Source organism: Chitinimonas violaceus, assembly GCF_052601015.1.
Genome location: NZ_JBQXDJ010000025.1, coordinates 1 through 14,253, shown reverse-complemented (window position 1 = coordinate 14,253; position 14,253 = coordinate 1). Strand labels below are relative to the sequence as shown.

At 52.6% G+C, this 14,253-nt stretch carries 8 protein-coding genes; 5 read left to right on the top strand and 3 right to left on the bottom strand.

Going from position 1 to position 14,253, the window contains the following annotated elements; all coding sequences use genetic code 11:
• The first annotated feature begins 88 nt into the window (after positions 1-88).
• Together ACUHMQ_RS10470 and ACUHMQ_RS10465 are read left to right on the top strand one after the other, a co-directional pair.
• Positions 89-1,129: a substrate-binding domain-containing protein gene (locus tag ACUHMQ_RS10470; protein ID WP_445295409.1), complete on the top strand. Its 1,041-nt coding sequence runs from the start codon at positions 89-91 to the stop codon at positions 1,127-1,129.
• A 169-nt stretch (positions 1,130-1,298) separates the two neighbouring features.
• Entirely contained in the window at positions 1,299-3,233 is a 1,935-nt protein-coding gene (locus tag ACUHMQ_RS10465) for a S9 family peptidase (protein ID WP_445295408.1), read from the top strand.
• A gap of 197 nt (positions 3,234-3,430) precedes the next feature.
• Here the strand turns inward: ACUHMQ_RS10465 and ACUHMQ_RS10460 are convergent, their stop codons facing one another.
• Together ACUHMQ_RS10460 and ACUHMQ_RS10455 are read right to left on the bottom strand one after the other, a co-directional pair.
• Complete coding sequence (locus tag ACUHMQ_RS10460; protein WP_445295407.1) at positions 3,431-4,585, bottom strand: MFS transporter; 1,155 nt, start codon at positions 4,583-4,585, stop codon at positions 3,431-3,433.
• Positions 4,586-4,597: 12 nt separating this feature from the next.
• Positions 4,598-6,493 (bottom strand): ATP-binding cassette domain-containing protein, encoded by a 1,896-nt coding sequence (locus tag ACUHMQ_RS10455; RefSeq protein ID WP_445295406.1) that lies wholly within the window; start codon positions 6,491-6,493, stop codon positions 4,598-4,600.
• 84 nt (positions 6,494-6,577) lie between these two features.
• On the opposite strand from ACUHMQ_RS10455, the gene ACUHMQ_RS10450 reads away from it, so the two are divergent.
• On the top strand, positions 6,578-7,249 hold the full coding sequence (locus ACUHMQ_RS10450; RefSeq protein WP_445295405.1) for a hypothetical protein: 672 nt from the start codon (positions 6,578-6,580) through the stop codon (positions 7,247-7,249).
• Between the two features lie 23 nt (positions 7,250-7,272).
• On the top strand, positions 7,273-7,974 hold the full coding sequence (locus ACUHMQ_RS10445) for a hypothetical protein (RefSeq protein ID WP_445295404.1): 702 nt from the start codon (positions 7,273-7,275) through the stop codon (positions 7,972-7,974).
• A 336-nt stretch (positions 7,975-8,310) separates the two neighbouring features.
• On the opposite strand, the gene ACUHMQ_RS10440 is transcribed toward ACUHMQ_RS10445, so the two are convergent.
• Complete coding sequence (locus ACUHMQ_RS10440; RefSeq protein ID WP_445295403.1) at positions 8,311-9,462, bottom strand: NHL repeat-containing protein; 1,152 nt, start codon at positions 9,460-9,462, stop codon at positions 8,311-8,313.
• An 811-nt stretch (positions 9,463-10,273) separates the two neighbouring features.
• On the opposite strand from ACUHMQ_RS10440, the gene ACUHMQ_RS10435 reads away from it, so the two are divergent.
• Positions 10,274-14,080, top strand: a complete 3,807-nt coding sequence (locus ACUHMQ_RS10435; protein WP_445295402.1) for a calcium-binding protein — start codon at positions 10,274-10,276, stop codon at positions 14,078-14,080.
• Positions 14,081-14,253 lie beyond the last annotated feature (173 nt).

The following is a 14,253-nucleotide window of genomic DNA, read 5'->3' as shown; positions in this document are numbered from 1 at the left end:
CATAAATTAGTCGTCGCTCCTCCCAAATGAACGGTCTTAAAACATAGGGAAAACAGGGGCTTCAGACATTTTCCAGAGGGCGCTGATCATGTTAAAAATATTAAACAACATTGCCTCGCTTTTCATGTTGCTCTGCCTCAGCCTTCCCAGTTTTGCAGCAGCCTGGGATGGACCGTCCAGCGGACCGATCACCCAAGGCAAACGCAAAGTTATCTTTCTCTCGCAAGACTTGCAAAATGGTGGGCCAACTGCCGCTTACAGGGGCCTGGAGGAAGCTGCGCAGGTAATGGGGTGGGCTGTGTCTGCGGTGGATGGCAAAGGGAATACACCCACTATCAACACAGAATTCGCCGCTGCAATTGCACAAAAGCCCGATGCTATTGTGTTTGGTGGATTCCAGGCGGAAGACATCGCCACGCTACTGCCAAAAGCCAAAGACGCCGGGATTGTACTGATTGGCTGGCATGCCGATGCCGCGCCGGGGCCGACGAAGGATCTATTTCTCAATATCGCCACTCATGCAAGTGACGTCGCCAGAGTTGCAGCGGAATTCGTCATCAACAGTACGAAAGACAAGGCTGGTGTCGTCCTTATCAATGACGACCGATTTGCCGTAGCCAACGAAAAAACCAAGCGGATGAAAGAAACCCTGGAGCAATGCAAGAATTGCCAAGTACTCTCAATAGAAAACGTCCTGATCTCCAAGGCAAAACAGGAGGTAGAGCAAATGGTTGTGCGTCTGGATAAGCGCTTTGGCAAGACCTGGACCCATACCCTGGCCATCAATGACATCTATTTCGATGAGATGAATTTCCCGCTGACGAAAATCGGCCGTAACGACATTCGTAATATCTCTGCAGGCGATGGGTCGGGCAAGGCTTTACGTCGTATCAAGAGCGGGCTGTCCTTGCAGGCGGCCACTGTTGCGGAACCCCTGAATCTACAGGGCTGGCAATTGGCCGACGAACTGAATCGTGCTTTTGCCGGTAAACCCCCAAGTGGCTTTGTCACCAAGCCAATCCTGGTAACGACACAATCGCTCGCAAGGCTGGGAGCACGGGAAATAGACTCCGACATTCCTTATAAGGAAGCCTATATCGCCATTTGGAAAGGTACCGCCGGGAAGTAGCAGCGAACGAACCCACACGCTCGCGGTAGAACTTCCGCGCATATCTTTTTTACAAATCAAACGCAGACGACCGGCATGGTAGCCGCTACCATGCCGGTCGTTCCTTTCTGTGCCTGTTGCTTGTTCAGCCTTGTGCTTCCCTTTCGCCATCCCTACGGAATCCTGCTGCATGAAGTCTTCTTTTCTTATCCTTCTTATCAGCACCACCTTCGCCGCCCAAGCCGCCGAAGTGCCAAGTTATCGCGGTCTGGGTGCCACCAGCATCAGCACTGAAACACTGGAAGCATTCCGCGCCAAGGCCCTGCCACCCGACCTGAGTCGTAAGGTGCAAAGCATGCTGGACCTGCGTGGCCCCGGTGCAGGCATTCTGTCACCCGATGGCAAGGCGATGTATTACGGTTGGCGTGTTACCGGTACCCCCCAGGTATGGCGTGTAGATGGGGCGGAACGAGCCCCAATGCAGATGACTGGGGGGGAAGACGCTACAGCGGTGCTTGATATCAGCCCTGATGGCAAATGGCTGATTCTGAGCCGCGACCGTAAAGGCGAAGAGAATCCTGGTCTCTATCTGCAAGCCACAGCGGGTGGCGAACTCAAACCTATCCAACACCTGCCGGGTATTCAGACCCTGTTCGAATTTGTCTCGGACGATGGCCGTTATGTCTATTACCGTAGCAACGATGAAGTACGCGACAGCTATACCTTTTATCGCTATGAACTCGGCACAGCCAAGAAGGAGAAGTTGTTCGATCGGCAAGGCAGCTGGAATGTCGTCGACCATCAGGCTGATGGCACCCTGTTGCTGCAGAAATCCTTTTCCAATGTCGACAGTGAAATCTGGGAATGGTCACCAACGCGTAAGGACTTCCGTCCGGTACTGGGACAAGGTGAAGGCGAGGACTACCGGGTGCAATACGGTGCCAAGCCGGGTGAATTGGTCGTGCTGACCAGCAAGTTTGATGATGCCCGCCGCCTTTATAAGCTGGTCGATGGCAAATTCAGCCCAATCACACCGGCACAGAAATGGGATGTCGCGCGTTTCTCGTTCGACCAAGCCAAACAACGGTTGTACTACGCGGTGAACGAGGCCGGTTACGCCAAAAGCTATGCATTGGATGCAAAAACGCTCCAGCCCCTCAAATTGCCTACTTTCCCTGGCGCGGATCATGTCCAGGTCCTCACTACCAGCCAGGATGGCCAACGTATTGTGCTGGGGGTCGAATCCGCCGCCCTGCCGAATGCCAATTATGTGTTTGATTGGAAATCCCACAAGCTGACACGCTGGGTTGCGCCGTCCACCCCAGAGGTCGACACCAAACGATTTACCGCAGCCCGGCTTGAGAGCTACCCCAGTCGGGATGGCCAGCAAATCCCGATGTTCGTACAGCGGCCAGCCAAGTGCGAACCAGGACCTTGCCCGGTCGTTGTTCAATTCCATGGCGGGCCTGAAGGCCAGTCGCGCCCCGGTTTCTCAACCCGTGCCCAACTATTCGTCGACGCCGGGTTTATCTACGTACAGCCGAATGTACGTGGCTCGGACGGTTATGGCAAAACCTGGCTGAATGCCGACAACGGCCCCAAGCGGCTTGATGTGATCACCGACATTGAGGATGCGGCGATCTATATCAAGAAAGCCTGGGCCAAAAATGGCGTCGCACCCAAGGTTGGCATCATGGGCGGTAGCTACGGTGGTTATTCCACTCTGTACGCGATGACTCGGTTTGCCGGGGCTTACGATGCAGGTGTCGCCACTGTCGGGATGTCCAATCTGCTTTCCTTCCTGGAGAACACTGCCCCCTACCGCCGTGCCTTGCGGGCTGCGGAGTATGGCGACCCCACCAAAGACCGCGAAGCGCTGATTGCCTTGTCGCCGATCACCTATATCGACAAGCTGAAGGACCCGTTGCTGATCATCCAAGGGGTGAGCGACCCTCGCGTACCCGTAGGTGAAGCCGTGCAAATGTATGAAGCCGCACAAAAGCGAGGCGTGGCTTCCGAGCTGATCCTGTTTGCTGATGAAGGCCATGGCGCCACCAAACGCGAAAACCAGGTAATGAGCATCGGCCACACCCTGCGTTTCTTTGAGACTTATCTGAAACGCTGACCAGCAAAAAGGGAGTGATATCACTCCCTTTTTTGAGATTCTTAGAACCTGTCTAAAGTCTCGCGAGCTAGAGCAAGACAAGGCGAAAACAGCCGAGGAAGCGGAGTTTACTTATGGTAAATGAGCATTCCAAGGGGGTTTTCAACACCGTATTGCTGACGCACAGCAGACTTTAGACAGGTTCTTAGGGGAGGGTCTTAACGCAGCAGACGCGTCTGGCTCGCAGCAATAATCATCGCAAAGGAAGTCAGCCCTAAAAAAATCAGGCCTGCTTGCAAGCCAAAGCCATGCACCACGTAACCCATCATGGGCGGCCCCATAAGCGAGCCGGAATACCCCAGTGTAGCGACGCCAGCCAAGGCCGTTGGCCCTTCTTTTCCTGAAGCACTGAAGATGCAGGGAAATATCGCTGCTACCCCAAGCCCGGTCAGAACGAACCCGAGCACAGCAACCGGCACATTGCCCGCCAGAATGGCAATACCAAGGCCAAACATCGCCAACGCACTGCCATGGGTTACCAGCCGTTTTGCGCCAAAGCGCTCTTTTAATCTATCCCCTACCAAGCGCGCCACTAGCATCGCGCCGGCAAAACCGGCATAGCCCAGCGGCGCAACCGCTTCACTGGCATACAGATGGTCGCGCAGATAAAGCGATATCCAGTTGGTAAGCGACCCTTCAGAGATCGCACCAAGGAACGCGATCATCCCAAGCCAGATCAGCGCGCCATGCGGCAAGGCAAAGTGCTTTTTACCCAGTTCCACATCGGGCGCATCACACGGCAAGGCATGGTAAGCCAAGCCCAGCGGTACGATCAGCACCAGCACCACCAGACTCAAATGCAACAATGGCGATAGACCCAGACCGGCTGCAGCACTGCCAAGCAGGGCACCGATAAAAGCCCCCATACAGAACCAGGCATGCAGCATGGACATGATGGACCGCCCTATTACACGCTCTTGCTCTGCCCCCAAGGCGTTGATCGATACATCAAAGCAACTGGTTGCTGCGCCGTAAGCCACCATGCCTGCCATCAACCAACCCCAGCCAGGTAAAACCGCCAGGATGGGCAGGACCAACAATACCGCCAAACCTGACATCAAGGCTGCCCTGCGTGCCCCGTAGTGCCCCACCAGCCAAGCCGCCACAGGGAACGAGGCGACCGCACCTATCCCGCCGCCCAGGAGCACAGTGCCCAAGGTGGCTGCATCCAATACCAAAGCGTCGCGTATAGCAGGCAAGCGGGCTGCCCAGCTGGCATATACCACGCCAAGCAACAAAAACAAGGCTGGTGTCGCAGCCCGACGCAATCGTGGCAGCGTGCTATCAGAAGAGACGATTACTTCAGTGGACATAAGATTCCATGATCAGACCGCCAAGGCTTCCAACTGCTCGTGCAATTCCAGCCAGCGTATTTCCAAGGCTTCGATTGCACCATCGAGCTCGGCTTGCTTTCGCACAGCCTCACGCAGCTTGTCTTTGGCCGACTCGGCATAGATTTCCTCGCCGCCGAGCATGTCGACCAATCCACTACGCTGCTTGCCCAGGTCGGCCAGCTGCGCATCGATTTTGGACAATTCCTTTTCCAATGGCTTGCGCAATCCCGCCAGACGTTGTCGCTCTTCCGCCTCCTGGCGCTTCTGGGCTCTACGGTCCAGGCCACTGCTGCCATCTGCTGCGACGCTGCCCGGTAGTACCTGCCCTTCCTGCTCCCGATAACGCTTGTAGTCGTCCAGATCGCCGTCAAACGGTCTTACCCTACCGACTTCCACCAGCCAGAAAGTATCCGTCGTCGCCCGCAATAAATGCCTGTCGTGCGACACGACGATCATCGCGCCCACATAGTCCTGCAAGGCCAATGTCAACGCATGGCGCATTTCCAGGTCGAGGTGGTTGGTCGGTTCATCGAGCAACAACAGATTGGGCCGCTGCCAAACAATCATGGCCAGCGCCAGCCGCGCTTTCTCGCCGCCCGAAAAGGGGGCAACCGGGCCAGTTGCCATATCGCCATGAAAGTTGAAACCGCCGAGGAAATTGCGCAATTCTTGCTCGCGCGTATTGGGGTCCAACTTCTGCATGTGCCAAAGCGGGCTTTCATCGACACGCAGGTGCTCAAGCTGATGCTGGGCAAAGTAGCCAATCTGTAAGCCGTGCCCTTCCACACGGCCACCTGCTACCAAGGGGATATCGCCTGCCAGCAGTTTGACCAACGTAGACTTACCTGCACCATTGCGCCCCAGCAGACCGATACGCGCACCGCTTTCAATGCTGATATTGATGTCATCGAGTAAGCGATTGCCACCGTACCCTGCCGCACCGTGCTCGATGCGCAGCAACGGGTTGGGGCTGGAGGCGGGCGGACGGAAGCTGAAATCAAACGGTGAGTCGATATGCGCCGCAGAAATCATCTCCATGCGTTCCAGCGCCTTGATGCGACTCTGGGCTTGCCGGGCTTTGGTTGCCTGTGCACGGAAGCGGTCGATGTACTTCTGCAAATGCGCCGCTTCCCGCTGCTGCTTCTCAAAGGCCTGCTGCTGCTGGGCGAGCTTCTCGGCCTTTTGCGCCTCGAACTCGGCATAGTTGCCGGTGTAGAGCGTGATCTGGCTGTTTGCGAGATGTGCAATCGCTGTCACGGTCGCATCCAGGAAATCGCGGTCATGCGAAATAAGCAGCAACGTGCCCGGGTAGCTGGCCAGCCAGTTTTCCAACCAGAGCACGGCGTCCAGATCAAGGTGGTTGGTGGGTTCATCGAGTAGTAGAAGGTCAGAACGGCACATCAATGCCTGGGCAAGGTTGAGCCGCATGCGCCAGCCACCCGAAAAGCTGGCAACAGGCCTTTGCAAGTCATCAGTGGAGAAACCCAGACCATGCAACAATTTACCGGCCCGCGCCTCGGCTGAATAACCGTCGACAGCTTCAAACCGGCCCAGCCATTCACCATGTACCACGCCATCATGGGCCGGGTTACTCACTTCACGCTGGATCATTCGCAATTCGGCATCGCCATCCAGCACATAGTCAAGCGCACTGGCATGCAAAGCCGGTGTCTCCTGACGTACCGATGCGATCACCATACCGGCCGGGTAGTCGAAATCACCAGCGTCAGGCAGCAATTCACCACGTAGAAGACCAAAGAAACTCGATTTGCCGGCGCCATTGGGCCCGACGACGCCAACGCGTTGGCCGCGATGCAAAATCAAATCAACATGTTCGAGCAGCACCTTGGTGCCGCGACGTAGGGTAAGGGAGGAGAGACGAATCATGCGGCGAATTTTACCAGCTGCACGCAAGCCGCCGTGTTTTATGAAATCAACTAGTATGGAAGACGATATCCTCCGTACGCGGCCATGACAATATTCGACGCCAACCACGCTATCACTGCGCAAGCCGCTTACTTGCAGCTGCTGAAAAGCAAGGGTGCGGCCACCAGCCTTCTCACCCGACGTAAACATTTCCTGCGTAACCTGATCACCGCGCTGGAAAGCCAGACTGACAAGCACATTACAGACAGCGATGCCGGCTATCGTTACGCCGTCGATTACATACTTCACCGTTTCCCGGATGACCAGCAGGTCGAAATCATTACTACGGCCCGGGAGTTTTACCCTTTCTGGACGGGTGACCTGAAAACCATCGCCCTTCTCAACGCCGCGGAGGCCCTGTCGCTGGCGCATCCTCCCATTGATCTGCAAGGCAACCTGATTGAAATGTTCGAGCGGCTCAATGCTGACCCCTGGTCACAGGAAGTACAACCCAGCCTTACCCTCTATATCGAGCAACTCGCAGAACAGGGGGCAGACAATGCAGTACGCGATGTCCGGGAACGCCTGCTGACGCTGCTGCTTTATATCATTCGTAATACAGACGAAACCCCCATGGCTTACCGCGCCGGCGTGGACGCCATGCTCACCTTGTTTTCCAATGAAGACAGCCGCCGGGTATTTACCGATATGGCGCGGGAGTTCTTCTATTGCTGGCACGGTGCAACCCGCCCAGACCCGTTAGCCCGCGCGGCTTGAACTCATTCCGATCGAGTACGCCCATGACCTGCCCCACCCCCGAAGCCGCCCTGGACCAATACCTCGACGATCTGAAACTCCGGGGTGTAACGAACAAGCAAATCACCACGACAAGGCACTTTCTACGCCATTTGTTAAGTCACCTACGTGACGTCACACATGATGGCCAAGGCTACCGTGCCGGCGCGGATGTCACCCTGCGCAACTTCCCCGAGGAAGACCAATTCCGTACATTGATCCGTGAGTTCTTCCCCTATTGGCGCGGAGAAGCCATTCCCGTTGTGATCCCCACAGCGCCCATTGCTCAACCGTCAGTCATACCGACTGGTGACAGCAACTTGGCTAGGGCGCTGGCCAGTATGCAGGCGGATCCCTGGTCCCAAGCCACCTTGCAAAAGCTGGAATTACACGCACATCAATTCCGTAGCCTGCAGCGCTATGGCGAGGAGTTGAACAAACTGGGCCTGGAAGAAGCCAATGTCCAAGCACGTACCCGGTTGATCAAACTGCTGCTTTACACCATGCGCGACTCAAACCCGAATACCGAAAGTTACAGAACCTGTGTTGACCAGGTACTGGCGCTACTGCCTAGCCAGGACCGTTGGCATGTATTCGTAAGCCTGGCGCGCGAATTCTTCTACTTCTTGGCCAGCGACCAGGACGCTCCCAATAAGCTGCAGAAGCAGTTAAGCACGACGGATTTACAGAGCTTGTTCATGGCTTGAATCAACAGCCCGTCTGGATTCAGGTACACCATCCAGTACCTCCGAACTGCACGGTACAAAGCACCTAAACAGTTTGGCATCCTCTTTGCAGGGGAACGTTGAGCAGCACATACACCCGGATTGTGGCTGCGCAATAAAATTGTGAATAGGTTCCAAGATGTTGGCCGAACACGCGATATAGGTCATTGAACCACATTTCACATCCAAACAATGGCATGCAGAATGGGGCATTCAATCAATGTAAAGAGCATCTTGAAGCACGGGGTTATCCAATTCAAGCCTCGTTGAATAGTAAAACTGTATAGTGAAGCAACCTCTCACCTAAGCCACTACTTTCTAACGCATGAGTTTTGTAACTTCTTTCTGTGGTGTGATCTTATACAACGTATGGTTGTAGCGCCCAAGCGTATATAAATTCCCTTGTTTATCAAGCGCCAAACAATGAATCCAGTCCGTATTAATAGCCACAGTATTTATATACTCAGATATGGCTCCAGAGTGGGATATTTTTATAATTTTATTTCCTTGGTCAATAGCAAAGTGGTCTCCCAGATCATCGCGTACTATTGATAAAAATCGCCACCTCTCGGTAGATGCCGCCAGATTTTTTAGTGTGCCGTTCTTATCGATCGAATCAATTCTCTGACCATCGTCAGAAATAACCGTAAGATTACCATCTATATCCGCAGATATATCGTATGCATCTAGTTGGTTCGTTTTCAACCCGTCCTTCTTGAAAATCAGCGTAGTGACATATCCTTTAGCGTCAACCTTTCTGATCACATGATTGCCTCTATCAATAAGATAAAGATTTTTATTCCCATCAATGGCCATAGCACCAGGGGCACTGAACAAGGCTTTCTCTCTCAAGCCATCTTTAAATCCAACCACTCCAGAAGTGCCCGCAAATATACTCACTTCACCTGAAGGTGTAATTCTCTTGACAGCATGATCATTCCAATCTGAAATAAAAAGATTACCTGACTGATCAACAACCATTCCACCTAGTGAATCTTTTACTCTTACCTGCTCGGCAAATTTGCTTACATACCCCCGGTTAGATACTTTATAAATTGCATCCCATCGGCTCTCTTGGTACTGAGGACCAAGATCATCAATGTAAACATTTCCAACCTTATCTACAACGATAATACGGGGTTGCTTTAAATACCCAGCGATCCAAGGTAGTTTGCTGACACCCACTAAAATAGCTATTAGTAGGGGCACACCAACGATTGCATTCAAGCAAGTAGCGATAGATGCGTTGACAAAAAATTTATTCTTATTACCTTTATCTCTGATCGGGAGAAGAAAAATTGTCAGCTGCACAAATAAAAATGGCCCGCTTAAGTATAAAAACAAGGGCCAAAAAATCATCACGGCTAACATTGTATTGGCAAAGCTGGCCAATAAGATGAATAGCAATGTCAGTCCTAACAAAGAACAGGGAAGATAACCGACAAAGAATTTATATTTTGCGTTACTCAAGATAGGTGTCTTGCTCGATTTTATTAAACAGCTTAAGAATAGAGTTTAATTCATTGCCACATACAGATATGATTCAAGTTCTTAAACTTAAGCATTAAAATACCAAATGAATAAATTACTCCACGTCCTGAGTCACTCGCAAACTTGGCTGGAAAATAACATACCGAGGGTGACGCAATATCTCTGCGAACAGATAGTACTTCTCCTTAGTTAACTCTTATCACATGCCACACCTACACTGCGCTGGATGCACGATACAGCACCACTTGCACCTAGGCTTTGCTCCTTTGTCTGTGTTAGCTGATAACACAAAGATTTGTCAGACAGCGTGACGTTTTCCCCAATATTCAGACAGCAAGACATTTGAATACATTTTGTCCGCACCCCACAGCTACCTACAGGGGTAGAGCACCCCTTTTTTCCAGGGTGCAACTGGTCTGGCTAATTACGCCCGAATAAAACCGGACGCCGACAGCGCGTCAAATAGATTCACCTCTTATCCCTCGTAGAGGTAACCGCAGAAGTCAAAACCAGCCTGCGGTGCAACATTGGCCACTTCTTCAGCCCGCTGATCTTGAACAGGTTCCAAGCAAATCAGCGAAGCATTTCGAAAACGCTAGCTTATCTCCAGGCCTCAAAGGCCGCTCAGTAGACCGATGAAATTGTACTTGCACTGCCTCCTAAAGAGGCCGGTGCAGGTACATCTTCTGCCATCCCATGACGTGCATGTACTGCATGGCCGGGGATGGTACTGCACCACATACCAGATCCAGGATGTGGTTGTGCATCTCGTCAAGCAAGGAGTCGCATCATGACACTCGAAGACTTACGGAAGAAATTGGGTTTTGCTACTGACTCGTTCTCGTTTTTTTTGGAGAAAATCAACGGCGTACTAAGTAGTTCCAGCCAGAGATGGGGGGCAGGGGCAAAGGTCATCACACTGTCCGACTATCTGGGCGACGATGCCCAAGCATTTCAAGACACCGCCCAAGTACTCGGCCTTTCCTTTACCGAGTCCGATCTCAAAGAATCGAAAAGGCTGGGTAGAACAATCATCAGCAGGGACACCCTGGCGAACTGGGCCAGCCAAGTCGAGTACAGCAAGAACTCACTAGCTTTGTTGAGCAATCTACTCAAGGATGCAACAACTGCCCAACTGAAATCGGTAAAAACCGAGTTAAACGATCTGGTCAAAACCACCGAATACCTCCCACTACCTGTGGTTGCAGGCCCAGCACGCAGCTACCTAGTATTCACCACATTTTCGCGCATCTATACCGACTTGGCGAAGATCCAGTACCAACGTTCATATGAGAAGTTGACGTCCGGCTTGGGCAATATCCTTTCAACGGACAGCACTCGCGTAAAAGCGTGGCGAGACAAGGGCCTCGACATTTCCCCCTTGCAGCGTATCGACCGCTTACAGATCAAATTATCGGAGGAATTAGGGGGCATCAACCTGAACAAGAACGATTCCACGTTCGCCAAAAACTGGCAAAAGTGGAAAGAAGAGACGCTGAAGACAATCACCCCTGACGCCATTAACGATTCTGCAAAAAAAATCTCCGATGAGATGGCGAAGGACCCCAATAACAAGATCACCCCTGAGCGAGCACGGCAAATCGCCGTCGTATTGGCCAACTACAACCTTGAAGCGGTTGAAATCCCCAAGCTGAAAGGTAATTTACTCAACGATTCGCAATACCAGCGGATGGCAAGTCGCTATGCGGCTCGGAGTAATGCACAACAATTCGGACGCTTTCTGGGTGCAGGTGGGGCGCTATTGTTCGCCGTCCCCGATGAAGCCTTTCAAGCAGCGAATAAAGATGAAACCGCCAAACATGCGATCACAGCCGCATATTATGCCGCCAACGCACTTAAGGCGCCTTTCGCTATTGCCTATGCATTGATTGAAGCACACCAAAAAAAAGAAAGTCCAACCAAGGCATTCAATGATCTTTTCATGGCATTTCAGAAAAGTGTCACGAACATACCCAATCAGTTACCCGATAATGTAGACAAGCTCTTTCGCAGAGGCGAATCACTTAGCCTCGGTACGGTGGATGTTCTGGCTGAAGAACGGGTGAAAGCTATCAAGGCGGTGGGTGAAGAAGCAAAGTTCAGTTTCAACCGAGGCAAGGAACTGAATAGCAAGCTCGGCAAGAATAGTGTCTTCTTTGTCGCCGATATGCTGGCACTCGCCAACGATATCTATGCAGCCGCCAACACACCGACTACTGATGTGAAAAAGGCGCAGTTAACCCTGACCACACTGGCCGATACAGGGTTTTTCGCTACAGACATAATCAACGCGCTTACCTCAGGCACCAAAGCATTGCGTGCAGCACAAGGCGCTGCCGTGGTTGGTGCTGGTTTCATAACAGTCAGTTCAATACTGAATATCGTTGAGGTGGCTAATACCTATAAGGGGGATTTCAGCTCTACGCAATCGAAGTGGGACTTGTCCAACGCCATCATTGGCACCGCCGCCGGCATCGCTGGCATCGGTGTCTCACTCGTCTGCCCCCCTGCGGCTTTGCTTTTTCTTCTTGTTCCGAACTTCTCGGCAATCGGTCACGCTATTGAGCTGAACAACGTCTACCACGACTTAAGCACTAAGGGGCTGAATCATGAAGCCCAAGTCGTCGATACCATGCATAAGATCGCTGCGCTGGATGCCACGCCGATCGTGAACTGGTTCTCAGCTATCTACACAAGTAAATTGAAGCACGATATGGACGCGCTGATGACTGATGAGTGGCTCCATAATTCATTTGACGACCGCATGCGCTACCTTACCAACCAAAGCGTCAGCTCCCTTACCGACTCCGCAGACAAATTCGGCGTACAGAGCTACCACCTGATCACCTTCTCAAAGCAGGAATTCAAATATGGCTCTGAAAAAACGGTAGCAGAGTGGGCAGATCTCGCTGTCAACGTCGACAGGACGGTCAATATTATTGACGCCAAGGGCAATCCAGCTAAGGTTGTAGACCCTAACGCTACCCCCACTCTGACAACCGCTGTGCGCTCAAGCAACATCAAAAGCGACACCGGCAGCGACGGCAGAGCCAAAGGCGTGCTGCGGCTGGATAATTTATTCGACCAGACAACACGTAAAAGCGGCTTCGATACGGTTTATCAAGTCGACAATGGCGACCAGCCGGAAACATATGACGGCAGAGCCGTCACGCTCTCGATTGACAACAGTCGATCTACAATGAACGGGCTGTATATCAATACCAAGGTGTTCTACTTTGACGTCACAGCAGGGGCCGGTGACGATATGTTCCTGCTCGAAAATATGCCGCAGAAACTGGATGGCGGCGGGGGAAGCAACTTAGTCAGTTTCCAACTCTCTACCCGGGGCCACAACATTTATATGAGCCATGCTGAAAATATTCAAGCATGGAAAGGATCGGCGTTTGCCGATACTGTCGAGGGCACCGGCGGCGATGATATGTATGCATCAAATGGCGGCAACGATGTCATTAACCTAAGGGGTGGCGATGACACTGCCTCGGTCGGCAGCGGCGTTACCGTGGACATGGGTGATGGCGATGATCGCACCTTCTTCGATGATGCACCGGCACTGGCCAATGGCGGCGCCGGGAATGACGTTGCTGTGTTCCAGAATATGAAGGGAGCGGTGTACTACGAGACCAACGCCACGAATACCGCCGAAGGCATAATTCGCACCATAGCAAGCAGTAAAACCATTGTAAGTGGTGTACTCAAGCAGTATGAGTCGTTTATTGGCAGTGAGCATGACGACCATTTGACGGTCCTACGTAGTGATTCACTGCGTTCCTTCAGCCTCGGTAATGGCAACGACCTGATCCGAGTTGGTGCAATCTCCGACCTTACTGTCTTCATGGGGGATGGCAACGACTCCCTTTACAGCAACACCGACGCCCGCGATTACACCTACGGCAACGGCTCCTTCTTTGGCGGTAGGGGGGATGACCAGTTCGGCTTGATGCTGAACCACAGCGACCTGATGATTGATTCAGGCGAGGATGATGACACCATCGTTATCCGTGGTGCGGCTGGCAGTACAGGCAACAAAGCGGAAATTATTGGTGGTAGCGGCAACGATAAAGTCTGGCTGATGGCAGATGCTGAAACCACCCTCCGATTTGGCACCCAAGATGGCAGTGACGATATCTTTGACGACATGCAACGCAGCCAACGTATGGTATTGGTGTTTGATGGTGCCAATCAGTCAGAAGTGCAAATCAGCTACCGTCCCTACCAGGGTACCGCTACCCCACCGGGTACCACATCACAGAGCAACAGCTACACCTGGACTGTCGACATCAAGGTCGGCAACACCACAGCAAAGCTACATACTTTTGCAGCCATCCCAGCCGACATCATGGTAGTAACACCCAAAGACTCGGGAGTGAAATCGCTGGATATGCTCTCGGGACAAGCGTTAAGTTCCTTGCTGTCCACAGGCAATACGCCAATGTCTGACGCTTCGGCTTCACGCCAGGCATCTTTGTTACTCGACAGCATGGCAAGCTTCGGTCCAACAGAAAAAGGAGCATCTGCATCAAGTAGGCTGTATCAGGCTCCATCGTCACACCCTTCTTTGGCGGCAGCCGCCATCTAGCACGTATCACTTCAAACACCCTGCCAGGGCCGGCAGGGTGTTTGTTTGTAAACCCCCGGCGAGCAGCATCTATCCACGGCAGGCGCTTCGGGTTTATGGCGTGCGCCGTGCTTCGATGAAACGATGGAGCAGTTCGTAGGCCACGCGCCACTGATGCCCATCAACCTGCAGCG